This window comes from Bradyrhizobium sp. Rc3b (assembly GCF_900114915.1).
Classification (GTDB): Bacteria; Pseudomonadota; Alphaproteobacteria; order Rhizobiales; family Xanthobacteraceae; genus Bradyrhizobium.
The window spans coordinates 19,373-43,007 of sequence record NZ_FOUS01000027.1 but is presented as its reverse complement, the minus strand read 5'-3'; the positions used below and the strand labels follow the sequence as shown (position 1 = coordinate 43,007).

General features: G+C 55.9%; 15 protein-coding genes and 4 pseudogenes. 7 read left to right on the top strand and 12 right to left on the bottom strand.

From position 1 onward, the window contains the following. Window positions 1-28: 28 nt before the first annotated feature. The 5 genes from BM190_RS38075 to BM190_RS38050 all read right to left on the bottom strand — a co-directional run bounded on the left by BM190_RS38075 (window position 29) and on the right by BM190_RS38050 (window position 7,070). Entirely contained in the window at window positions 29-526 is a 498-nt protein-coding gene (locus BM190_RS38075) for a GNAT family N-acetyltransferase (protein WP_092262957.1), read from the bottom strand. Between the two features lie 556 nt (window positions 527-1,082). Further along, window positions 1,083-2,327 (bottom strand): D-2-hydroxyacid dehydrogenase, encoded by a 1,245-nt coding sequence (locus tag BM190_RS38070; RefSeq protein WP_244550892.1) that lies wholly within the window; start codon window positions 2,325-2,327, stop codon window positions 1,083-1,085. A gap of 407 nt (window positions 2,328-2,734) precedes the next feature. Next, window positions 2,735-3,625 (bottom strand): bifunctional methylenetetrahydrofolate dehydrogenase/methenyltetrahydrofolate cyclohydrolase FolD, encoded by an 891-nt coding sequence (gene folD / locus BM190_RS38060; RefSeq protein ID WP_092262951.1) that lies wholly within the window; start codon window positions 3,623-3,625, stop codon window positions 2,735-2,737. Window positions 3,626-3,650: 25 nt separating this feature from the next. Beyond that, the gene (gene purU / locus BM190_RS38055; protein WP_092262949.1) at window positions 3,651-4,580 is read right to left on the bottom strand and encodes a formyltetrahydrofolate deformylase; all 930 of its coding nucleotides are present in this window, start codon (window positions 4,578-4,580) and stop codon (window positions 3,651-3,653) included. A 12-nt stretch (window positions 4,581-4,592) separates the two neighbouring features. Continuing rightward, window positions 4,593-7,070, bottom strand: coding sequence for a GcvT family protein (locus BM190_RS38050; protein WP_092262946.1), 2,478 nt, complete (start codon window positions 7,068-7,070; stop codon window positions 4,593-4,595). Between the two features lie 243 nt (window positions 7,071-7,313). Between BM190_RS38050 and BM190_RS38045 the strand changes: the two genes are divergently transcribed. From BM190_RS38045 to BM190_RS38025, 5 genes are all read left to right on the top strand, one after another. Continuing rightward, window positions 7,314-7,934, top strand: coding sequence for a helix-turn-helix domain-containing protein (locus BM190_RS38045; RefSeq protein WP_092262982.1), 621 nt, complete (start codon window positions 7,314-7,316; stop codon window positions 7,932-7,934). A 556-nt stretch (window positions 7,935-8,490) separates the two neighbouring features. Next, complete coding sequence (locus BM190_RS38040) at window positions 8,491-9,537, top strand: CobW family GTP-binding protein (RefSeq protein WP_092262943.1); 1,047 nt, start codon at window positions 8,491-8,493, stop codon at window positions 9,535-9,537. A gap of 28 nt (window positions 9,538-9,565) precedes the next feature. After that, entirely contained in the window at window positions 9,566-11,221 is a 1,656-nt protein-coding gene (locus BM190_RS38035; RefSeq protein ID WP_143109180.1) for an amidohydrolase, read from the top strand. Window positions 11,222-11,555: 334 nt separating this feature from the next. Continuing rightward, window positions 11,556-13,202 carry an amidohydrolase gene (locus BM190_RS38030; RefSeq protein ID WP_092262935.1) on the top strand — a complete coding sequence of 549 codons (1,647 nt, stop codon included), beginning with the start codon at window positions 11,556-11,558 and terminating at the stop codon, window positions 13,200-13,202. 9 nt (window positions 13,203-13,211) lie between these two features. Next, on the top strand, window positions 13,212-14,180 hold the full coding sequence (locus BM190_RS38025; protein ID WP_092262931.1) for a CobW family GTP-binding protein: 969 nt from the start codon (window positions 13,212-13,214) through the stop codon (window positions 14,178-14,180). A 113-nt stretch (window positions 14,181-14,293) separates the two neighbouring features. On the opposite strand, the gene BM190_RS38020 is transcribed toward BM190_RS38025, so the two are convergent. Continuing rightward, window positions 14,294-14,869 (bottom strand): LysR substrate-binding domain-containing protein, encoded by a 576-nt coding sequence (locus BM190_RS38020; protein WP_349516949.1) that lies wholly within the window; start codon window positions 14,867-14,869, stop codon window positions 14,294-14,296. A gap of 301 nt (window positions 14,870-15,170) precedes the next feature. On the opposite strand from BM190_RS38020, the gene BM190_RS38015 reads away from it, so the two are divergent. Beyond that, a complete protein-coding gene (locus tag BM190_RS38015) occupies window positions 15,171-16,553 on the top strand; it encodes an amidohydrolase family protein (protein ID WP_092262979.1) in 1,383 nt (460 codons plus the stop codon). A gap of 477 nt (window positions 16,554-17,030) precedes the next feature. Here the strand turns inward: BM190_RS38015 and BM190_RS41805 are convergent, their stop codons facing one another. Together BM190_RS41805 and BM190_RS38000 are read right to left on the bottom strand one after the other, a co-directional pair. Further along, window positions 17,031-17,174, bottom strand: a complete 144-nt coding sequence (locus tag BM190_RS41805; protein WP_349516947.1) for a hypothetical protein — start codon at window positions 17,172-17,174, stop codon at window positions 17,031-17,033. 93 nt (window positions 17,175-17,267) lie between these two features. Next, window positions 17,268-17,459 (bottom strand): annotated as a pseudogene (locus BM190_RS38000) (transposase domain-containing protein); the annotation flags it as partial. A 1,107-nt stretch (window positions 17,460-18,566) separates the two neighbouring features. On the opposite strand from BM190_RS38000, the pseudogene BM190_RS40965 reads away from it, so the two are divergent. Next, a pseudogene (locus tag BM190_RS40965) lies at window positions 18,567-18,671 on the top strand (ATP-binding protein); the annotation flags it as partial. A gap of 386 nt (window positions 18,672-19,057) precedes the next feature. Here BM190_RS40965 and BM190_RS37990 read toward each other — a convergent pair. The 4 genes and pseudogenes from BM190_RS37990 to BM190_RS37975 form a co-directional block, all read right to left on the bottom strand. Beyond that, window positions 19,058-19,399 (bottom strand): annotated as a pseudogene (locus BM190_RS37990) (NAD(P)-dependent oxidoreductase); the annotation flags it as partial. A 35-nt stretch (window positions 19,400-19,434) separates the two neighbouring features. Further along, window positions 19,435-20,086 (bottom strand): annotated as a pseudogene (locus tag BM190_RS37985) (CaiB/BaiF CoA transferase family protein); the annotation flags it as partial. Beyond that, on the bottom strand, window positions 20,083-21,366 hold the full coding sequence (locus BM190_RS37980) for a methylaspartate ammonia-lyase (RefSeq protein WP_092262921.1): 1,284 nt from the start codon (window positions 21,364-21,366) through the stop codon (window positions 20,083-20,085). The pseudogene BM190_RS37985 and the gene BM190_RS37980, both read right to left, overlap by 4 nt. Window positions 21,367-22,277: 911 nt before the next feature. Next, the gene (locus BM190_RS37975) at window positions 22,278-23,588 is read right to left on the bottom strand and encodes a CapA family protein (RefSeq protein ID WP_092262919.1); all 1,311 of its coding nucleotides are present in this window, start codon (window positions 23,586-23,588) and stop codon (window positions 22,278-22,280) included. Window positions 23,589-23,635 lie beyond the last annotated feature (47 nt).

Sequence of the window (23,635 nt, the reverse complement as noted above, 5' to 3'; positions counted from 1 at the left end):
GCCACCGCAAGGTCAAATGGAACACAAGTCACACGCATCCTCCGAAATTGATCTTATATTCAAGAATGTTTTGAGTGCCGCTTGGGCCGTAGTGAGTGGCGCCCGTATCCCGCAACCCAGACTTCAAATAAACAGCTCTAGCTGTCACATTGCGTACATTGACGCCAAGCATGAGACTGTTAATCCATGGGCGGTTTGTAGAGACCCATCGAGCGGCGAGCTCAATCGCGGCCCCGCCGTATCCATTGCCCTGGTATGCTCGATCCACGCAAAGGCTGTGCAAGGTCATGACCTTTGGAGGAGCCCATTCAGGCAACGCCGTCCCTTCCCGGAGAACAAAAAAGCCGACGATCTCATTGCTGGCGACGATCGAGAAGGCGTGCTCAAGGTCGGGCCGCGGGCTATTTTGAAGCTCGGAAAAAACTAAGTCCAACGAATCTACAAAGTCTTGTTGCTCGGGCTCTACCTTTAAATGGGCGACCACCGCGTAATCAAAATGAGACAAGCTTTTCAGCGCCGCGGGCATACTACGTCTCCGTATCAACCAACGTTTCAATCCTTGGCCAAAAGAGGGAGAATGATATCTCGCTCCCCAGGTGAATATCGCTGGTAGCTTCTTGGCGTTCTGACGGCAGTCTCTCAAGACTCGTGCCAATTGCTTAAGATCAATGGATGTCTATTATACCTACCAATTTCAAGGGCTTCTATGAGGGGCGACAATAGGCGAGGCGCCGATAGTACTTGTCGCGGACTCGACAAACCGAACAGACGATTGTTGGGCATTCCTACGACGAGTATTCGTCGTGCCTTGCAAGGTGAGAGCTTGTCGCCAACTCTCCGGTTCAATTTTAAGGCCGCCAAGGCTAGTTTTCTCTGTGGCGCGACCATCCAGTCAATGCAATCGCCAAGAGCAGGCTTGGAATTAGCGGCGCCCTGTTACAACTCAACTATCACACTGCCGCTCCGGCGTTCCCCGTTTCACCCACCAGAAAGTCGGCCTTGTGCTAGCTTTACTAAGCCAGCAAAGTTGTCACCTTTGCGACAAGCAGTCGCAAATCCTCAGCGGTGCTCGCGTCAGGCGCTCAATAGCCGCGTCGCAGATCAATCAAATTCTTCAGCGGCAGTCCTTTCAGGTAGCGTTCGATGTTCTCTGCGACGATTTCAAATGCTCGCTCCACATAGTCCATAACGATTCCCGAAATATGGGGCGTTACAATCACGTTCGGCATGTCCCATAGCGGGCTGTCCTGGGGCAGTGGCTCGCGCTCGAACACGTCGAGCATCGCACCCGCGAGTCTGCCCGCCTGCAGAGCGCGAATCAATTCGGACTCCACGACGACGCAGCCCCGGGCGATGTTGATTAGGAATGCATCACGTCGCATGCATGCGATCTCGTCGACGCCAATAAGACCGACCGTCTCCGGCGTAGCCGGCACGGCCAGAACCACGAAATCGCAGAGCGGCAGTAAGTCCTTGAGCTCATTGGAGCCGAACAATCGGTCTATACCTTCGACCGGGACTGAAATATCCCGCTTCGCACCCAAAACAGTCATGCCCGCGCTCTTCGCGCGCCGAGCGATTGAGACCCCGATCGAACCCAACCCGACAACGCCAAGCGTTTTGTCGGCCAATGGCGTCACGGATCGAAAATTCCATTTGCGCTCCGCCTGCTCGCTCAGAAGTTTGCGGAAATCCCAATTCAGCATCGTCAGGCCGCCCATCACGTAATCGGCGATTAAGCCGCCGTGCATACCACGAACATTGGTCACGATTATATCATCCACCCTGTCACGGACCGGTAACATTGAATCAACACCTGCACTAAGGGATTGGAACCAACGCAGTTTCGTTGCCCGATCGAACAATTCAACTGGAAAATGAAAAGCAAGCAGCGCGTCCGCCTCACCTATGTATCGCTCTAGCCCGTCAGAATCCGGCGCCACAATGACACGGACTTGCGGAAAACGTTCACCCAACAGTGGCGCATAAGCTTCGGCCTGAGGGTGGTTGATGACAATGGTAAAGGGGGTGCTTTCAATCGACATGTTACCTTCATGGCTGTGCATTGGCTTTGCCCCGACACCAATTCTTGTTCGGCCGAGATACCCTCCTGCTGAATCAGGGCGAAGATCTACACACCGAATCGTAGGACGCAGCATCTGGGCCTTCGTGAATTCGGCAAGGCGCCTGGGATTCGCCTCAGCAAATGCCGTTCCACCCATCCAGCGAAAGCCTACCGGAAAGCAATTCTTGAAATTCTTTGATGTGACGCCACCACTCTCTGGAAAAGTCTGCGTCGTTGAATTGTTTCCACCGAATTTGTTCACGCTTCGGCCTTGCCGCGCGATTGTTGGCAGATCAAGAGACAGTGCAGGCGGCCGAGGAAGCTCGCCACCAATTCGGCGAGAAGCACACAAACCTCCAGCTCCTTCGATCGGTCTATGGTCTTGTAGCTATAACAACCAAGCCTGTTCGCGGCTGCACAACTCGGGCACGCGACTGCGCAGTGCTGCGCCTTCCAGGCCCATTCGGCCTCGTCTTCGATAGAAAGACATTGAGCATCATGGACGTCCTTAGCCAAGTCTAGTACAAGTGGAGCGCGCAGCGCGAACAACGCCGCATCGGCAACGGAGCGTCGGGCCCGCGGCTCCTCCAAGATCCCCGTTGGAAGTTGTGTTTGATCAATATTGGAAGGACAAGCGCTTGCCCCCGAAGGGAGCCTGCGCTGCGGTGATTAGTCCGCGGCATTGGCAAGCGGCGAAGAAATCCCGCGGCGGCGGCAGGCGGCCTCGATCGTATTCCTGAGCAAGCACGCGATGGTCATCGGACCTACTCCGCCCGGGACTGGTGTCAGCGCACCGGCGACGCAGCGCGCACCCTCGAAATCCACATCGCCGACCAATTGTTGCTTACCATCGCGTTCGATGCGATTGATGCCGACATCGATGACGATTGCACCAGGCTTGATCCAATCGCTACGAATGAACCCTGCGCGTCCAGCCGCGGCAACCAGAATGTCCGCACCACAACAGACCGAAGGAAGATCCTCAGTCCTTGAGTGCGCTATGGTAACCGTACAGTTTTCTTGCAACAGGAGCTGTGATAGCGGCTTCCCGACTATGTTTGATCGGCCGACGATGACTGCGGAAAGCCCGACAAGATTCTTGCGAACGCTTTTGATCAAAAGCATACACCCCAGGGGCGTGCAGGCGACCAAAGCGGGAGCGCCGAGCGACAGGTTGCCGACATTATTGGGATGGAAACCGTCCACGTCCTTTGCCGGATCGATCGTCGCGGTTACTTTCTGAGCATTGATGTGAGAGGGTAACGGCAGTTGAACCAGAATGCCGTCAACATCTTCGGCGGCGTTCAGGCGCTTGATCAATGCCAGAAGATCACTTTCGCTGGTTGAGGCTGGCAACTCGTGATGGAACGAGCGCAATCCCACTTCGACCGACCTGCGCACCTTGTTGCGAACGTAAACCGAGCTTGCAGGATCATCGCCTACAAGCACAACGGCAAGACCAGGGGTCGCTCCCCGCTCCACGAGAATTTCGACGGCACCGCGCAACTCAGCATGAAGCTGTCTCGCCACAACAACGCCATTGATCAACACTGCGCTCATGTCCCGTTTGCCCAGATCGTTATACTCACCGAAAGACCACGGTGCGGTTGCCGTTCAACAGAACCCGGTTTTCTGCGTGAAACTTAACGGCTCGCGTCAATACTGCAGCCTCTACATCTCGTCCCACTGCCGAGAGTTCCTCGGGCGTGAGGGAGTGATCAACGCGCAATACGTCTTGCTCGATGATCGGCCCCTCATCTAGGTCCGCGGTGACATAGTGGGCCGTCGCGCCGATCAACTTGACACCCCTTAACTGGGCTTGATGATAAGGGCGCGCTCCCTTGAAGCTTGGCAGGAAGGAGTGATGGATATTGATGACCCGTCCGGACATCTTCTGACAGAGCCCATCCGAAAAAACCTGCATGTATCGGGCCAAGACAACCAAGTCGATGCGTTCCTGCTCGACCCGCTCCATTAGCTTTGCTTCCTGGGCCAGCTTTGTCTCGGGGGTGATGGGTAGATGATGAAAAGGAATGTCGTAGGACGCCGCGAGGCGATGGAAGTCCTTATGATTCGAACCGATCAACGGAATCTCGACATCGAGCATTCCCGTGGAGTATTTAAACAGAAGGTCGTTTAGGCAGTGCCCGGCGCGGGAAACCATAATCATGATCCGTGGCTTCGAGCGGGAATCATGCACTTGCCAATTCATGTCGAACGACTTTCCGACCCCGGAAAACTCCGACCGCAAATGCGAGATTGCAATGTTATCTGGCGCGTCGAACGAAATGCGCATAAACAGTTTGCCGACGCTGCGATCAGCGAATTGAGCACTGTCTCGGATATTGCATCCATGGGTGACCAGGAAGCCAGAGACAGCGTGAACAATGCCGATCCGATCCGGACAAGAAAACGTCAAGACGAAGTCAGGACGATTGATTCGTCCTCTCGAGGATCCAGAGACAGGCGAGCTCTGTGGATGGGGGCACGCGGATACGATGCTGATTTCGGACATGATACCTACCGATCAGGAAGCCGCCACAGACACGGCCACCTCGACGTCCTTCACCCGATTGTTGGCGGGATCGTAGAACGCGCGTAGCGAAGCACGGGCGGGCACGCGCACGCCTGCGACCTCGACCTCCAATTTGCCGCCCCGCAAATAGGCAGCATCCACTCCTGCGCCGTCGGGATTCTCGACGTAACCCAGACCAAGAGAGGCTCCGATGCTGTGACCGTACATGCCAGACGTGACGCGCCCTACGAGCCGACCATCGTGCCAAATCGGTTCGTTGTGGTAGAGCAGCAGCGCGGGATCCTCTAGCGCGATGTGGACCATCTTGCGCTTCGGCCCGTCTTCTTTCTGACGCAGCAAGGCATCGCGCCCAATAAATCCTTGCGGCTTGGACCAAGCGACGGCGAACCCGAGCCCGGCCTCCAGCGGGGTATCTTCGTCGGTGATGTCGTGGCCCCAGTGCCGATATCCCTTCTCCATCCGCAAAGAATTCATCGCGTGGTAGCCAGCGAGGCGCATGTCGAATGAAGCCCCCTCCTCGAGAAGAACGTCGAATACGCCCTGGACGAACTCGGTCGGAACGTACAATTCCCATCCGAGTTCGCCGACATAGGTAATGCGGCTTGCCCGCACCTTGGCATAACCAAGATCGATGACCTTCGAGGTCGCGAATGGAAACGCAACGTTCGACAGATCGGCATCCGTCAACTTGCTCAACAAACTCCGGGACTTCGGACCCATCACGCCGAGCACCGAGTAGCCCGAACTGACGTCGACAGCCAATGCCCGTGCACCTTCCGGAATGTTGCGCTTCAACCAGGCCAAGTCCCTGACCTGCGTGGCGACGGCGGTTACGATGAGGAAGCGCTTTTCGCTTTCGCGGGTTATCGTCAGATCCGCCTCGATGCCACCACGCTCATTGAGCCACTGGGTGTAGATGATGCGCCCGACCGGAACCGAGACGTTATTCGCACAGATTCGATTGAGAATGTGCTCGGCGTCCTCGCCCTCGAACACGAACTTGGCGAAGGAGGATTGGTCGAACAGCCCGACCCTCTCGCGCACCGCGAGATGCTCCTCCGCGGAATAGTCGAACCAATTTTGCCGCCCGAAACTATATTCATACTTGGCCTCGCGCCCTTTTGGCGCATACCAATTGGGTCGCTCGAAGCCCGCGACCTCACCGAAGCAGGCCCCCCGCGAGAGCAAGCGGTCGTGTAGCGCAGAACGTCGGACACCTCTCGCTGTCTCCGGCTGTCGGAACGGCCAGTGCATCGCGTACAGCAGGCCAAGCGACTCGACCGTTCGATCCCGGAGATAGCGACGGTTCGATTGGAACGGCATCACGCGCCGTATATCGACGTCCCACAGGTCCATCGGCGGGTGACCATCGACGATCCAATCGGCAAGCACCTTGCCTGCTCCACCCGCAGAACGTATACCGATGGAATTGAAGCCCGCCGCCACGAACAGATTTCGTACCTCCGGCGTCTCGCCAAGCATATAGCGATCGTCCGGAGTAAAACTCTCCGGTCCATTGAAAAACAACTGGATTCCCGTCTTCGCAAGCGCCGGAACGCGACGGATCGCACCTTCAAGCAGGGGCTCGATGTGATTGAGATCATCCGGTAGCGTATCGAACTCGAAACTCTCGGGTATTCCCTCCATCCCCCAAGGCTTGGCAACGGGTTCGAACCAGCCGACCAGCAGCTTGCCGGCATCTTCCTTGAAATAGGTGCAAGCATCGGCGTCACGCAATACGGGAAGGTGCCTCTTGATGTCGGGCAGCGGCTCGGTGACAATGTAGAAGTGCTCGGCCGCGTGAAGCGGCACCGTCGCACCCGCGCTTGCACCGAGCTCCCGCGCCCACATGCCCGCGCAATTGACGACAAATTCGGCGGTGATTTCGCCATTCTTGGTGCGAACACCGACCGCGCGGCCATTTTCAATCATTATCTCGGTTACGGCAGTGCGCTCAAAAATCTTCGCGCCACGGAGCTTGGCCATCCTCGCCAGCGCATGCGTCGTGTCCACCGGATTGGTCTGACCATCCTTAGGAAGATGAACTGCACCTACAAGATCTTCGGTTGCCATTGATGGCCAAAGATCGCCCGCCTCCCTCGCCGTAAGGACGTTTACTTCCAGCCCGAAACAGCGAGCCATTGAGGCCCCCCGCTTCAATTCCTCGAAGCGCTCCTGATTGGTCGCAATTGCCAACGACCCGATCTGGCGATAACCGGTGTTTTGACCCGACTCTCGTTCGAGTTGCCCATAGAGCTCAGTCGTATATTGGGCCAACCGCGTCAGATTGTGGGTTGCTCCTAGCTGGCCAACCAAACCGGCCGCATGCCATGTCGTCCCGGAGGTGAGTTGCTTGCGTTCAAACAGAACGACATCGGTCCAACCGCGAAGAGTTAGGTGGTACGCCAGGCTGCAACCCATGATACCGCCGCCAACAATGACGACTTGAGCCGACTTTGGAAGAGTCATATTTAGAGCTCCAACGACCGATTGTGAAATTATTCATTATTTTTTCACAAATGTGAATAGTCTTTTCATGCTTGTAGGTGTTTTTTCTGCGGTTGTCCCGTATAGAGAATCGGGACCGTTTGTCGCTGCGTATGCACAGGTTCGAACGATCAAGCCTTGATGACTATCGAGGGTTGGTTGTTTGACTGGGTTGCAGGGGGGCTTGTCGTAACGGCAACGCGCCCTGCGGAGGGACGAGAGACGATGGCGATTAGATCGATACGGGCGGCTGACGAATGGGCGAGCTCTGAAGCGAAAGGCGACTTGAATCTAGAAGCCGCCGTGGGCGGACAGATTCGCGAGCTAAGGAAGATCAAGAAGCTGACGCTGGCCCAGCTTGCTCAAGCCGCCGACATTTCGGTCGGCTATTTGAGTCAGCTGGAACGAAACCAATCGAAGTTGCCGATCGGGGTATTGAAAAAGCTGAGCGACGTTCTCGGCGTGCACATGAACTGGTTCTTCAATGGCAACATGCAGGCGACCGCCGACGAACGCGACGTCGTCGTTCGCAAGGCGTACCGCCGACGATTGACCTTCACCGGCCTCGGCATCGCCGAGGAGCTGCTCTCTCCCAATCTCGCCGGGCCGCTAGAACTTCTCATGAGTACAATTGAGCCGGGGGCCGATAGCGGGGAATACAGCCATGACGGCAATGAGGCGGGGGTGCTAATCGCGGGACAACTGGACCTGTGGGTCGACGGGAAGCTGTTTCAGCTCGAGGAAGGAGACAGCTTCTCCTTTAGCAGCACTTCGCAACATCGCTGCGCGAACCCCGGGACGGTGCCTGCTAAAGTCGTGTGGGTGATCACTCCTCCGCACTACTAGCAATGCTCACCTTTTCGCAAGCGAGACACATCCAAAAGTCGCTTAAACACACGCCGCACCTTACGCAACCTCATCGAAAAGGGAGCGCAGGAAACCAATCGTCCCCTCCCTTCGGCCGCCGGCTTATACAACCGGGCTCCTTGGGACGGCGGCGATGCCCACGATAAGGCCGTAGCTAGGGAGCGGCCCCAACAGAATTGAATACGCTCGAACGGCTCGCGATCGGCACTGTGAAGAGGCGAACGTCAATTGAAGCGTCTGACCTGGCCGGCGTAGCGAGCCTCTCCCCACCTGGCGCTTTAGGTAGTGCGACGGCGATCCGCCTTAGCTTACAAAGTGACGACGGCCGTTTCGGCCGCACGTCGAGCATAGTCAATTCATGAAATTATAGCGTAAATATTCACCATTGACAGAATTGTTATGATAATTTATTCAGGCAATCGCTTCGTCGCTGCGGATTTCGTTGGTGATCCAACCACGCGCACTTCGTACAGGAAAAGTGTGGCGGGCGACGGACGAGCGTAACCGTTGCCGCAGGCTCCGAGGATATGCCGCGATGTTACACTTCGCCCGGGAGCAACAATTACCGGTTACGATCGTGTCCGGGTTTCTAGGTGCCGGTAAGACGACCCTTCTGAACAACATGCTGCAGCAGACTAGGCAGCGGCTGGCTGTTCTCGTCAACGATTTTGCCGCGCTCAATATTGATGTGAAGCTCGTTGCATCGCAGAGCGACTCCATCATTTCTCTTACAAATGGATGTGTGTGCTGCAGCATCAAGGATGATCTCTTAAGTTCAATTCTATCTATCGCGTCTTCAGAACCCAGGTTCGACGGAGTTTTGCTCGAGACGAGTGGCGTGTCGAATCCGATGGCAATCGCCGATGCATTTATGCAGCCGGCGGTGTCCTGCCGGCTAAAAGTTGATCGTACGATTTGCGTTGTCGATGCCGAGAACTTTCCGGGCCTCAACTTCGAAAACACTGAGTTGGCAATCGATCAGGCCGCGGTCGCGGACTATGTGTTACTCAACAAGACCGACCTAGTGACGCCGGCAGTCGTCGACGAAGTTATCGCGACGCTCCGCGGCGCGTTGCCTATGATGAGAATTATAAGAACGCGTAATGCTGTCCTTCCGGCGTTCATGTTGCTCTCTGATAGCGACGTTGAGGCGCCACACCAGATTTGTTCGAGGCGGAAGACAACATTTCGGTGTGACCAAACCGAAAGCCCATGCCGGGATGGAGCCTGTGCCGCCTGCAGCGCGACCTACACGACTCGTGATCACTCCTACACGTTTGAGAGCTGGTCCTGGTCAGGGAGTGTCGGTAGCCAAGCCAACTTCGCTGCGATCGTAAAGGCTCTTCCTGCCTCGATCCTGCGCGCGAAGGGCATCGTTCGATTTTCGGATTTGACCGATCAGAGCGGCATTTTCCAGCTGATCGGCAAGCGCTCGACGATCGATCTACGCCTTTCATCCTCGGCCGATCAGAGAAGCGAGCTCGTATTCATAGGAATGCGCGGCGAACTGCCAACCGGCAGCCTCACGGAATTGTTTGAACCGCAAACAAAAATGTTTGAACGGCAAACCAACGGCGCGTGACGCCCGGAAGCAGGCAGAAGGAGCACAGATGGGTGCAGACAAGATTTTTCACGGCGGTCCGATCGTCACGATGGACCGCGACCAGATGCAAGTTGAAGCGGTCGCGATATCCAAGGGAAAAATAATCGCCGCTGGATCTTGGGAAGCCGTCAGTAGCTACCGTGATTCCGAAACCACCATGGTCGATCTCGCCGGGCGCACGATGTTACCTGGTTTCGTCGAAGCACATGGCCATCCTCTGCTTAGCGCTCTGTGTTGGGGCGATCCGGTGGTCGATATTCGATCAGTGCATACGCCTACCTACGAGGCGGCTCTCGCCAAGATCAGAAGAAGAGTTAGCAAGGCAAAGCAGGGAGATTTCCTCTGGTTCCTTGGCCTTGACGCCCAGCTCCACGTGGGCGCCAAAGAGCCTAGCAAAGCAGAGCTCGACGAACTCTCACCGACGATTCCGATCGCCGTGCAGGTGTCGAACATGCATGGAATATTTCTCAATACGGCGGCACTTAAGGCACTTAAAATTACACGAGTGACCCCCGTCGTTCCTGGCGGGCACGTTCGTTACGATGAGAATGGTGAACCATGGAAATTTGAGGAGCGCTCGCGCGACTACATCGTCGAGAGTTTCTATGCGATCTGTGGCGAGCAGCGGGGTATCGACTCGTTACGAGATTGGCTGTGGAAGTTCTCAAAGTCTGGATATACAACCAGCTCGGAAATGGGACTGACGCCAATGACCAGCGTCTTCTACAAGAAGACTCTGGAGCGCGAGCAAATGCCCATTCGGGTCTTTTGCTATCAGAGAGCCGTTCCCGAAGGAATCGAGACGATTCCCTTTGAGGGAGGAAACGATCGGTTCGCGATGGCCGGTATCAAGATGTGGGGTGATGGGTCCGTCCTCATGGGGAACGTGTGGTTGACAAAGCCATACCTCAACAACGAAATCACCCTTACGAGTATGGGACTTCCGCGCGATAGCGTCGGTCATATGAACTACAAGCCCGAAGAGCTGAAGCGAATAATAAGGGCTTACGCGGCCCGCGGGCATCAAATGTCGGTCCATACGCATGGCGATCGCACGATCGACGCGGTTCTGGATGCGTACGAGGTGGCGCTCAATGAGTTTCCCGAAGCAAAGCGTCCATTTCGGCTCGAGCATTGCGGAACGTTGCGCGAAGACCAAATAGACCGCTGCAACAAACTGGGCGTCGTCTGCAGCTTCTTCTTGCCTTACCTGTATTATTGGGGCGAAGCACTCCGGGACGCCCTCCTTGGACCGGAAGCGGCCGCGAAGTTTGTGCCAGCCGGGAGCGCCGTCCGAATGGGGATGCGGAGTTCGCTCCACTGCGATCCGCCAATGACTTGGCCGCACGCGCTCCTTTGCCTACATCTAGCGACCACTCGTCGAAGCCGCGCCGGAAACGTCATTGGTCCGGATCAAATCATGGACATCGACTCGGCCCTCCGCTCCGTGACAATCGACGCCGCCTTCCACCTCAGAAAGCACAACGAATTCGGGAGCATTGAGATCGGCAAATATGCAGATTTCGTGCTCCTCGATAAGAACCCACGTACCGTCGATCCCGAGCACGTGCTCGACCTAAAGGTCCTCGGCACGTATGTCGAGGGCGAACGAATTTGGGAGTGCTCGGCTGATGAAGCGCCGACCGGACGGGATGCGGCGTAGGATGGACGACTGGCCATTGTCCCGACCACTACGAGAAGTTATCGGGCGCACCCCTGGAAGGCCATCGTGCCGTGGGCCTTGGTCTTTGAGACCGGCTGGACAGTGAGCAAGAGCTGACCGCAAGCAGCGGTGGCAAGCTCGTTGAGGCGAGTGCATGAGGGAGCGAATGGAAGCGTCGCTTGCATTGATGTCCCTTGGCACTCGCGAGCAAGAACAAGCTTTCCATCCCAAGGATTTTGTGGGCGACATCGGTTCCGACTAGCGAACTCGCACCAAGTCTTCGCGGTCGCTGCACAGCGAGGCCATTCACACCCCTAATTAAAAGGAGATCGCGGTGGAAAAGACGACCATCTACAGGGCGAAGACCATCCGCACGATGAACCCATCCTTCCCAGTCGCCGATACTGTGGTGGTTCGAGGCTCTCGGATACTCGAGGTTGGTACGGCCGAGTCCGTGCGGCCGTGGTTCGCAGGCCAAACACCTCAGATCGACGATACCTTTCGAGATGCCGTGCTGATGCCCGGCTTTATAGACCCGCATGTGCACCCTGCTCTGGCTTCGATTCTCCTTCCGATGCATTGGATCACTGGCGTGGATTGGAAATTGCCTGGCCGCGCGCTTACAGCCGTTCGTGGGCAAAATGAATTCCTCAATCGCCTGACGGAGATTGAAAGCCAGCTTCCTGAGGGTGAGCCGCTCGTGAGCTGGGGTTATCACGAGTTGTGGCACGGACCTTTGAGTGGAGGCGTGCTTTCGCGTATCTCCAGCAGGCGGCCAATCGTCGTCTGGCACCGTGGCTTTCACTCGCTTTACCTCAATGACGCCGCGATGGCATGGGCCCGCATAACAAGTGAGGACGCGGAGAAGCACCCTCAAGTGGATGCTGAGCGACAGTTCTTTTACGAAAGCGGCATGGCCATGGTGCTGTCACGCTTGCGGAACCATCTCCTCGAACCCGAACGCATCAAAGCTGGATATAGAGCCTTCAGAGACGTTATACATGCTGGGGGCACCACCACGATCGGCGACATGGCCTTTGGCAAAATCGGCGGAGAAGAGCTGGAATGGCAGCTTTGCCACGAAGCCTTCGACGAAAATACCCCGTTCAGAGTGCAGATGACCCCCGTCGGGATTCCCTTCGGCGCGGACTCGGTCGACATTCCTGCGCGCATGGCTGATCTCAAATCTATTCGTGCAAAGAAAACCGTCCGCGCGCAATTCGGCAAATCGGTCAAGTTGTTCGCCGACGGCGGATTCTTCTCCAACCTGATGCAACTCAACTGGCCGGGTCGGATCGAGGGCCAAGATGGCCACTGGATTACGTCGCCCGAGATTCTACGCCAGGGTGCCGAGGCCTATTGGGATGCAGGAAACGTCATTCATGTTCACACCTCCGCCGATCTAGGTCTGGAACTTGTTCTCGACACGCTCGAGCATCTGCAAGCTCGGCGCCCGCGATTTGGACGCAAGCTCGTGATCGAGCATATGGGAGTGAGCACACCAGAGCAAATCCAGCGTGCTGCCGAGCTCGGAGCCAATGCTTCGGTCAACATCTACTACGTTCATGAGCTGAGCGACCGATTCTACAAGGGTATACTCGGTTATGAGAGGGCATCGCAGATGTCCCGGCTCGGCACTTTGGCATCCAACAATATTCGCTTCTCATTGCACTCAGACTTCAGCATGGCGCCCGCTGCACCATTGGTGAACGCCTGGGTTGCGGTCAACCGCCTGTGCGAAACGGGTAAGATTATGGGAGAACATGAGCGCATTTCGGTCGAGCAGGCGATGAAAGCCATCACTATCGACGCCGCCTACATACTCGGAATGGATAGCGAAGTCGGCAGTATTCGCTCGGGCAAGAAAGCGGACTTCACTGTGCTGGACAGCGATCCGTTCGGAGTGCCACCCGAGTGCATCCGAGAAATCAAGGTCCTCGGCACCGTTTTCGAAGGAAAGTACTTTCCTAGTAGCTATTAGAGCACATCAATGACGCTAGATGTCATCATAATTGGCGGATATCTCGGCTCGGGCAAATCAAGCCTTGTCAATCATCTCTTACAGACGTGGGACCCGAAAGAGACAGGAGTTATCGTAAACGACCTCGCGCCTATCAACGTCGATGCTCAACATGTGATTAAAGGGGCTGGACTAATGCTAGGCATTCAAGATGGTTGCGTCTGTTGCTCCGTCACCGATCGCCTCGGAGAAGCCTTCGATTGGATGGTCGCCTTTCGCCCCCACCTGAAGCGCGTTCTGGTCGAGGCCAGCGGCGTTGGCGACCCTTGCCGCATTTCATACTATAGCCGAGGCATGCGAGAATTGAGCCTCAAAGCCATGATTACTGTGGTCGACGCTTCAACTATCATCGATCGTTTGAACGACAAGTTTGTCGGCAATCTGGTCAAGCGACAAATCGAAGCGGCCGACGGGCTGATCCTGAATAAGATCGACCTTGTACCTGCAAGTCGGCTCTCCCATGTCGACGCGATCTTGCATGAGCTCAACCCAGAGGTGATCATTGTACGCGCCCATCGTAGCCAAGTCGATGCCAGTGCCATCTGCTTGCGGGACGGCACACCTACTCTGACGCGGCGCCCCTCAAAAGTGCTTCCCGCCGCGAGCGACGCTGAGATCGCCGACAATTCATTCAGCACCATGGTTCTGCGCACGAAAGATTTGGTCGACCAACCGAGGATACGCCGGTCTTTGACTCATTTGGCAAAAATAGCAGAGCGGATCAAGGGTGTTATTGTCACATCTGAGCAAGCAAACAATAGGTATCTCGTTCAAATCGCGAGCGGCGACGTTCAGCTAACGCCGGCCAATCCGTTGGATGCGTACCATGAGAGTGTACTGGTGGTTGTCCTGAGCGGTGATAATACGAACCTGCAAAGAGAGACTATTGAGGCGGCTCTTTCCAAGCACGCCCATTGGACCAGTTCCGTTATCGTCTAGATTGTTTCGTAGTCCTGGTGATCACGACATCTCTCTCGATCCGGGCCATTCTTACCGAGCCGATACACCTGAATCCTTTTGCTGTTGATCGCCATCTGACGCCGCCTCGTCCGCTAAGCGGATGACAATCTGGAGAAGCCGTGCAATGCTTCCGCCTCTGCTTCCCTCGCCATGTCGTCCGATACGAATGAGGCCCTCGCGGCCTTCACGGATCCGGAGATGAACCGATGCACCTCTTGGACCCGGCGTGTCTCGTGCGTATCCGGATGAGAGGTGATCCAATAGTTGCGCACGGACCTTACCTCGGGCAGCAAGCGCTTCAGTTCCTGACACCGTTGCGCTGCATAGTCGTGGAGGATCCCTATGTCATGCCCGGCGCGAACCGCTTCCATTTGCGCGACGACGCTGCCGCATTCGTATCTGCGTGACATGAGGCGACCGAGAACGGACGCATAGTCCAAGGCGCGGCTGCAAGTCATGTCCTCGACATGCGTCACGAACAAACGGCCGGCTAGTTCGTCCTGGCTTATGATCGGGCCCTCGCGCCTGAGGTATTGCTCCGCCGCATAGACGCTGAGTGTGTAGTCGGTCAGCTTCGACAGGATTAGTCGCCACTGTTTGGGGCGATCCAACGTCACAACGATGTCGGCCTCTCGCCGCGACAGCGAAAATGTTCGTGGTAACGGCACCAATTGAATGACGAGCCACGAATGTATCGATCCTACCCAGCCGATCTGAAGGTGTCCGGCGCAGTGCAACCCGCCGACTTGGCTTGTTGGTCAAAAGCTGCACAAAAGGGGCGGTACATGCACAAATGCATCGTCGCCCACGGATGTAAAGCTCAAAGCATCCTCAGAAATGCATGCTACACTTAGGCGCGCACTCGGTTCGCTCGGAAAGCGCCTCTTATTCTGGAACCGTAGCGAGTGTGCACTTCATCTCGTATTGACGTTGCGGCCAAAGAGCCACCGACTGGGAGCTGCGAAGACGATGACCGCCCAAATCAACCCCTCAAGTCAACTTGATCATCTCCCGCTGTTTCTCTCTAAGCAGCATCCCGAGTTCATTAAGGTGTTTGAGGCAGTGAACAATCTGCCGATCGACGACACGCATTGTCACATGATGACCGATCGAGATGCCGTAACGACTCCGCAGCGCTATGTGGAGCGCATATCTTTGGGCGCTTATGGTATCGCATATTACTTTCCAGAGGGCGTGTATGATCGGTGGCTAAATGGTGACGAGGAAACGAGGCACGACCTCAACAAGGCACTTGATATCCAGAACAAGGTCGCTGGCATCACTCGTGATATTGCTGAAAGCGTATTCATGAAGTTTCTTGTTAAGGAGCTCTCGCAGTTTTTGAGCTGTGAGCCAAGACTTGAGGCGGTCATAGAGGCAAGGAATGAACGGGGAAAGAATTACTGGGCTTACGTAAACAGCCTGCTCCGGGATGTGAACTACGAGAACATTATGCTGGATACGGGATTTTCTGAAGGTTGTGGGGCGGTCGAGATATCGCGGTTTGAAGAAGCCATACTGCCCTGCCGCACCAACCGTCTCGCCAGAATAGAGATGATCCAAAGAGAGCTCTTTCCTCTCGACATTTCATTCGAGGAGTACGAGCATCGCTTCGTTACGAGGATGCACGAAATGCTCGATGGAGGAGGAGAAGGAAATTATGGAAGAAAATCCTATGGAATGAAGTCCTATCTTCTCCCATTTATAGGCTTGATCAGGCCACTTTATGATCGTGAGGTGGCTCGGGAATCTTGGAAAACTCTTAGGGAGTCCTTTCACAAGATTCCTCCCAGAGATCGAGAAGCCGTTTACAACATCTCGAAAGATCTCCGCCGCTACAATTTCACAATCGCACTAGAAGAGTGCCTAAAGCGCGACATTCCAATGCAGATTCATACCGGAGATGGAGAAGCTCCTTTTGTGATACTTCGCAATCAAGATCCCTTTTTTCTTGAGGAGGTGTGCCGCTTCGACCGAGATGACGTAATGCGTATGCCTAAAATAATTCCTCTACATGCAGGTTATCCGTCAGTAGGAAAGGCCGCTTGGCTTAGTCATTTGTACCCAAACTGCTATTTTGAATTGTCGGTCATGACACCATTTGTGCATCAGAGTCTGTTCCAGCGATACATGCAAGTTATGGAGGTCGTTCCACTCTCCAAAATAATGTACGCAAGTGACGCCTCTCAGATTCCTGAGCTCTACTGGCTCGCTGGTCGCTGGGGTAAGCGATACTTGGCACAGGCTCTCACTGAACACGTTGTGGGAGGAAGCCTTAGTTTCGATGAGGCAATTGAGGGCGCCAGAAAGATACTATATAAGAATAACAGATCGCTTTATAAGCTGGATTGAACCGACGGCTATTTCGTCTTCTATAATTCTGAGGACGAAACCGACTTCTTCGATCTGACCTGAACAATAAGCAACGGGCTCGCGACCATACTCGCTCGCGTTGATCGGCGATTGGAACCGCGGTTCACAATGTGGACGCCGAGCTCGTACTTATCGCGGAGCGCGTCTGCGGCTTGTTCCGGCGCGCGTGCCCTTGGCAGCGCGCGCCAACAAGCGCTTCGATCCATGATTAGGCGGATCACTCGCTGCGTATTCCTCCGGTTGAGCTTTCAATTACCCACAAATTCTCGTCCGACCATGACGCCCAGCGCGATGCCGGTGAGGCGTGACAGCCTGCGCCACGCGACGGTATTGCCGGGCGGCGGATCGCTGGCGCGGGCAGGATAACCGGATAACCGCCGAGCCGGGGACGATCTTGATCAGGTAGTGCAAGACCTTTTTTGTCTATCCATCCGAGCTAGACCGCGGACAGGGGGCTCACCGATTCCAGCGCTTGAGGAGTCCGGGGTCCTCCCTGTGCCTGATGAGCTCGGTCAGGCTCTGGATGCCGAAGACGGCGAACGCCATGACCTGGTCGTCACCAATTGCGTAAACCCAGGCAACGCCATCCTCTGTGTCCATTCCATTGGCCACGTCCCAGATACATTCCTCGTCTTCTCCGAGGTCCTTAGCGAAGCAAAGGTGAAGAGGCATAAATCTCGTTGACATGCATGGCTACGCCTCCTGGGTGGAGGGTGTCTGCGCAGAAGGCGTCCAGTTCCAGGGCAACAGCTCGCGCAGACGGTTCTGCGGCAGATCGGCGATGCGCGCGAATACGTCGGCAAGCCAGGCTTTCGGGTCGATGTCATCGAGACGCGCTGTCATGATGAGCGTGGCCATCACCGCAGCGCGCTCGGCGCCGCGATCCCCTTCCGTCGAGAACAGGGCGTGGTAAAGCCCTCCCAACGGTTGAGCCGGTTTGTGCGACTACTTTTCCCGCCTTGCGTGGCCGCGATCTAGATGCGGCAGGTTCGCTCCAAGTGTACAAGTTTTAGAACGCCTCAGCCACGGCGCCCGACCGTGAGCGAGCCGTGGTGTTTTAGGATCATCGCGTCGTTGTCGTCGAGATCGCACGCCAGCCGTAGATCGCGGTTATCAAGGCGCGCCTCTACGACCCGCAGATCATCGCACTTACGCGGAGATGGCGGCGCATTACGGCACTGCCATATTGCCGGCGTGGCCGCGCGATAAGGCGAAGGTCGAGCAAGCCGTCCTGATTGTCCAGCGTTGGCTCCTCGTCGCCTGCGCCATCGCACCTTCTACAGCCTTTGCCGACGTCAATGCGGTGATTGGCGAGTTGCTCATGCGGCTCAACGAGGAGCGGTTGATCCGGGGGCTCGGCGTACCGCGCCGCAGGTTTCTTGAGGAGGTCGACCGGCTGGCGCTCAAGCCGTTGCCGGCGGGCCCCTACGCCGAGTGTCCGCCTCGATTATCACGTCGAAGTGGAGAAGCAGTACTACAGCGTCCCGCATGGCTTTCGCCCGCGCTGAGGTCGAGGTGCGGTTCGCCACCCGCACCTTCGAGATCTTCCACAAGGGCGAGCGGATTGCCGCGCATCAGCGCATGAGCGGCAAGACCACGGGCCGGAACACATGGCTTCGAGCCATCGGCGCTACGCCGGCTGGACCATTGCGCGTATCCGCCAGGACTGCCGCGATCGGGCCGGCGACCAGCACGTTGTGCGACCTCATTCTCGACGAGCGTTCGCACCCCGAGCAAGGCTTCCCCACCTGCCTCAGCATCCTCAGGCTTGCCGCCTCCTATGGGCGCGAACGGCTGGACGTCGCGCCTGCGCGGGCAATCGACATCGGCGCGCGCACCTACGGCTCGGTCAAGTCGATCCTCGCCAGCAATCTCGATCGGCGTCCACTCATCAACGCTCCGCGGACGATGCGCCGATCCTGCATGCCAACATCCGCGGACCGCGTTACTACAATTAGGAGACCACGCGACCCTCGATCGCCTCAACGCCCTCCCGTGGACCAGTGCCATGTGCTCATTGGAGATCCCATCTATGCCGACGCCGTGCTCGACCGCCTCGTCCACAATGCTCATCGGCTCGACCTCACCGGCGAGAGCCCTGCGCCGAAGCCCCAAACCCGCCCGAAAGCTGAGCTCGTGACGCTGTGGCCATGTCGCTGCGCTTGGATAACGCCAAGGCGCTGCCACATGCCCGCAGCAACCGCAACAGAAACAGAAACAGAAACAGAAACAGAAACAGAAACAGAAACAGAAACAGAAACAGAAACAGAAGAGTTCAAGCCGCAATTCCGTGCTACGGATTGAGCAGGAAACCATGTTCCTTGCTAGGCAGACGTGCCGACGGATGAGTGTAGATCAGATGATCCATGCCGAAGTGGGCAATCAGGCGATAGGCCGCGGCCAGATCGCAGCGGCGATGTTACGCTCTCGTTTCCTCTTTATTGAACCAGACCACGATCGTCTCAAAGTACTGAGCGCGCTGGTTAGTACCCTCGCTTCAGGTCGACCACGTTCCGCAGGGGCTTCTTTTCGAGGAATCGCTGCAGATTGTCGCTGAAGATCTCCAGTACGCGAGTGTTGTAGTCACTCAGCCAACCGGCAACATGTGGAGTGACGATGACGTTGGGCATCGTCCACAGCGGGCTGTCCGCCGGAAGTGGCTCTCGCTCGAATACGTCGAGGAGGGCTCCGGCAATGGTGCCCGCTTGGAGTGCCTCGATGAGCTCGTGTTCTGCAATTAACGAGCCGCAGGCGATATTGATCAGAAAGGCGTCGCGCCGCACGAACTGAAGCTGCTCCCGACCGATTAGCCTGGCGGTTTCTGGAACATGCGGAAGCTAAAACTCAGGAAACGATTGCAGATCTTCGGGTGGTTTACTCCCGCCCGCGCACTGTGGTAGCCGCTGTAATCGTATTGAAGGACCGGAATATAAGCGAGACTTGAATAGTCGCTCCTTCTCCGGTGCGTTCACGTGTGAGGAGCGCCTGCAAAATGGCATTCAGAGCGGTCATGCCAGCTGAAATATCACACACAGACACCGACGCGCGCCGGGCCATCTACTGTCCCGGTATCGCGCAAAGCCTAGTTTCCGCTTGCACGATTAGATCATACGCTTTCAAATGCGATAGGACGCCTTCGCCGCCAATCCAGAGATGTCACAGGTTATCAGGCTGGGAAAGCGCTTGCGAAGATCTGCGGAACCAAGCCTTGCGATGCTACCGGGTTTTAGATTCTGGATGAAAACATCCGCCTCGGCAACCATCGCATCGAGAACTGCTCGGTCTTCATCGAGGGTCAGGTCGAGGCAGATTGACTATTTCCCGCGATTTAGCCAAACGAAATACGCACTCTGGCCCTTAACGAGCTTGTCGTAGCTTCGCGCGAAGTCCCCTTCTGGGCGTTCGACTTTGACGACGCGTGCCCCAGCATCCCCAAGGCGCGAAGAAGCATAAGGCGCTGCTACCGCTTGCTCAACCGTAACGACAGTAATACCTTCGAGCGGCTTTCTCATGCGGATGCCGTCCCGACATTGCGGATCGGGTTCCGGAAACGCCGATAATTAAGAACGGAAAGCAATCTGTTCTGCTCATTCCCGACGATTGAGATGGCCTCATCAACCCCCATCCCAGGCTTCGCGAGCATCATATCAGCCTGTGTCGCAACTGCGATGTTGACCGCCGCCCTCGCCGACAGGTCTGTTTCGGTACAGCTTCCCCCAACGTATGCGCCGACGTCATTTTCCCTGCAAACCAGGACGGCGCTGGCACTATCGGCGATCGAACCGACGTCCGGCATCTTAATCTGAACCAGGTGAGCCGCTTTTGCTTCAGCGAAGAGCCGGATTTCGTCAAGCGTATTGCATCGCTCGTCGACCACAATCCGAGCTTCTGTGCCGCGCCTGTCGAGAAGCGCGACGATCCTTGCATATTCGTCAAGCTGAGCTTCCGTTGACCCGAAGTCTGCCGGACATTCAATATGAATTCGGTAACCGGGGACTTCGTCCGCAAGCCGCGCGATGAAATCAGCGATTTTCACCGCTTCCATTCCAATCTCGAGACCGATCCAACCATAAACGTCAAAATGCAAGATAGGACGATACCCGGGCTCTCCAACTTCCGCTATGCGTTTGGCGACCCATTTGACGAAGTCACGAAACGTCTCGCCGGAAGCGCCGAATTTTTCTCGCGAGTTGATCAATCCGTGCGGAAGGATGTCGACAGACTTGAGGATCATCTTATCGACGTTGACTTCTCTCGAATCCCCACTCTGAGCGTAGATTGGAACAGGCTGATCCGGCAATGGCAAAGAGAATTCCGAACAGATCACCTCGGCGAGTGTGGTCCGTGCAAAATGAGCAGTAGCGCGAAGCAAAGCTTGGCTCACACCGTATTCGATGGCAAGCGGTAATCGCGTCTCGTTGTGGCTTGCGAGGACGCGGTCACAAGCACCGAGGAAACTAGACACGTCAGCGGAAAGAAGCCGCGGGATTACGACAGATCTGGCGAGTCTTTCAATTGCGTCGACTTGAAACAGTGGGTCACGACCGCCTGCGCCTGAGTATTGTACGCTCATCATATCGCCCCAGACGATCGCATCGTCCGACAACACAAGGCCAATGCTGAGCGACCGAGATGGCATACGAATCGTGGTGAATCCTGGCGTCACCGGTGCCCCGAGATAACGAAAACCATCCTGAACAACGCCAGCCCGTATCGCAGCTTGATCATCATAAAAGAAGCTTCCGTTCCCAGAAGCAAGGATAACGTCTCTTATTGTGGGGAAGATGCTCATCGCGTGCTCACTCTAAGTTCGATTGCCGGCTGCAGTGCCTTTGAAGCAAAGAACGGAAATGCCTTTCTGACGGCGTGGAATAAGCGTTCCAAGCCCGTTCAAAGCGTGCAGGACAGAGTCTAGTTTTACACCCCCGATGCATTCCACGTTGTCGCCGCTCGCGCGCCATTTTTGTCGAGGAAAAGACGAGGCGGTTCATTCAGCGGCCAAGCATTGGTCGAGTTAACGCGCTTTAGATTTTGGAAGATCCTCAACCCTTCCACTCCGCCTTCCCTAACCGTCACCGTTTCCATGAAAATCTGAGCCATAGGATTTCAGCTTTAGCTGTTGCCAGCGGCTTACCCTTTTTGCGGGACCCAGATCACCCGCATTCGCCGTGCGCTGCGACGATTCATGTGCCGTCAGGATAATGGTAAAAGCCAGCAGGAAACCGCTCGATCGTAAGCTTCTCCTTCGTTTCCGTGCGTTGTCGCTTCAGTTTTCGCCTGATTACTTCATTACACAAGAATTTTCCGATCGCTGCTGCACGGAACAACAGAGACGAAGTAGAACCCCTCGACCGAAGAATGAGGTGTCGACGCTTGAGTTCAGCGTTCGAGCGACCGTTTCACTACGGCGATCGTCCGCCGTGGTGGCAGCGACCGGCGACCCAGCCATCGGCGATTTCAGCGGCGCAAAGGTGACGCGGATGTAAGCACGGCCGGTCAATGCGACGGCAGTATTGATGCGAGCCTCACGGACATGGAGCATCGATCGAGACAACTGGCGACAGACTACCCCAGCGCGGCCGCACGGTAGCCATAGGCTACCTACGGCATGGCTCCGCTCGACGCGCGGAGCCGCGAGCGTGCAGCCGGCTCCGCGATCAGGTCATACGAACACTGAATGTGGGTCAATCGAGACTGTGGCAGTCAGGATCCAGCTTGGCCGGAGATCAGATTGACGTAGTGCTCCATTTCCTTCAAGCCGCCTACGCCGTTGCTCTCGGCGGCGATGTGCTGTCGTAGTTTTTCGATGCGCATCAGTTTCTTGTCACCACGGTAAAAGATGCTTCGGAAGACAGGGACTATCTCACATTTCGCGATGTAAGTACGATTTGCGCCATCTATCTGGCCTTTGGCCAACTCGATATCCAAAATTAGGCTCAGAATGAGATGTGGTGCCGTACACCAGTCCCAAGTCAAGCTTCCCAAGGAGTACGCAATGGTGGCCACACGGTACGGATCCCTTTGTGTTCTGTAATATTCGACCGGCTGAACCACGTGCGGGTGATGTCCAAGCAGTAGATCGACACCCTCCTCAACCAACGCATGGGCGGCCTCAATTTGTGAGAGTCTAGGAAAAAATTCATGCTCGAAACCCCAATGGACGGACGCCACGATGAAGTCACTGCCCTGCTCCTTGCAATCTCTGATCTGTGCTTTAAGAAGCTCCAAGTCAGCTGGCACGTGTTTCGAGACGAGCCTTGAAACATGGACTCGATGGCCATGACCGTCCGGCAGTTGATGGGCATTAAGACCAAAAGTGGCCGACACAAACCCGATCTTGATGCCTTGTTTGGTAAGAAGCCGACCTTTGCCATACTCTTCGGCACGTCGCGGTGCGCCAATATCTAGAATTCCGTTCTGCGAGCAGAGATCTTGGGTGACCTGGAGCGCTTTAACGCCCAAGTCAAGTGAGTGATTGTTCGCCAAGTTGAGCACTGAAAAGTGCCTCCCCAGATGCTGCGTCAGCGCCGAATATTGGGCGGGCGAGCAACACGTCGTGGCTGAACGACCATCCCCCATGGCATCCCTGACGACAGCTTCTTCTGCCACAGGAGACTCATAGTTTCCGAACGATATGTCTTTCCCAAAAACAACATCTTCAACGCCGTCGAAGAGTAGGTCCTTGGAGTGTTCTAGTCCGTTGGCCTGGATCAAGTCTCCAACCGCGCTCATGGTCACTGAGCTGCTCTTTTCGAACCGATCAGGCAGTTTGATGATCGAACTATCATTCAAAAAGAGCGCGTCAGACACCTCCTTTGAAGTTCGCGTAATGGGGTTAGCGCACTTGTAAAACCAGTACGCCCGATCGACGTCATTCATTTCTGGCTTGTCCGTGGCGGCACCCTCAAGCGGATAATCCCACCAGCCGAATAGCTTAGCCTTCCGAATAGTCTCCAAAACTTCGGGACTCGCGCGAAAAATGTCGATAGCGGTGCGTGGAAGTTTTGGGGGCATAGCTTAGATCTCCGGGTCAGTTTGAGAGGGTTGTACTTCTAGGGGGA

Coding starts and splice junctions, on each gene's coding strand:
- BM190_RS38075 (WP_092262957.1), bottom strand. CDS start 526: ATGCCCGCGGCGCTGAAAAGCTTGTCTCATTTTGATTACGCGGTGGTC.
- folD (WP_092262951.1), bottom strand. CDS start 3,625: ATGAGCGCAGTGTTGATCAATGGCGTTGTTGTGGCGAGACAGCTTCAT.
- purU (WP_092262949.1), bottom strand. CDS start 4,580: ATGTCCGAAATCAGCATCGTATCCGCGTGCCCCCATCCACAGAGCTCG.
- BM190_RS38050 (WP_092262946.1), bottom strand. CDS start 7,070: ATGACTCTTCCAAAGTCGGCTCAAGTCGTCATTGTTGGCGGCGGTATC.
- BM190_RS38045 (WP_092262982.1), top strand. CDS start 7,314: ATGGCGATTAGATCGATACGGGCGGCTGACGAATGGGCGAGCTCTGAA.
- BM190_RS38040 (WP_092262943.1), top strand. CDS start 8,491: ATGTTACACTTCGCCCGGGAGCAACAATTACCGGTTACGATCGTGTCC.
- BM190_RS38035 (WP_143109180.1), top strand. CDS start 9,566: ATGGGTGCAGACAAGATTTTTCACGGCGGTCCGATCGTCACGATGGAC.
- BM190_RS38025 (WP_092262931.1), top strand. CDS start 13,212: ATGACGCTAGATGTCATCATAATTGGCGGATATCTCGGCTCGGGCAAA.
- BM190_RS38015 (WP_092262979.1), top strand. CDS start 15,171: ATGACCGCCCAAATCAACCCCTCAAGTCAACTTGATCATCTCCCGCTG.
- BM190_RS41805 (WP_349516947.1), bottom strand. CDS start 17,174: ATGGACACAGAGGATGGCGTTGCCTGGGTTTACGCAATTGGTGACGAC.
- BM190_RS37980 (WP_092262921.1), bottom strand. CDS start 21,366: ATGAGCATCTTCCCCACAATAAGAGACGTTATCCTTGCTTCTGGGAAC.
- BM190_RS37975 (WP_092262919.1), bottom strand. CDS start 23,588: ATGCCCCCAAAACTTCCACGCACCGCTATCGACATTTTTCGCGCGAGT.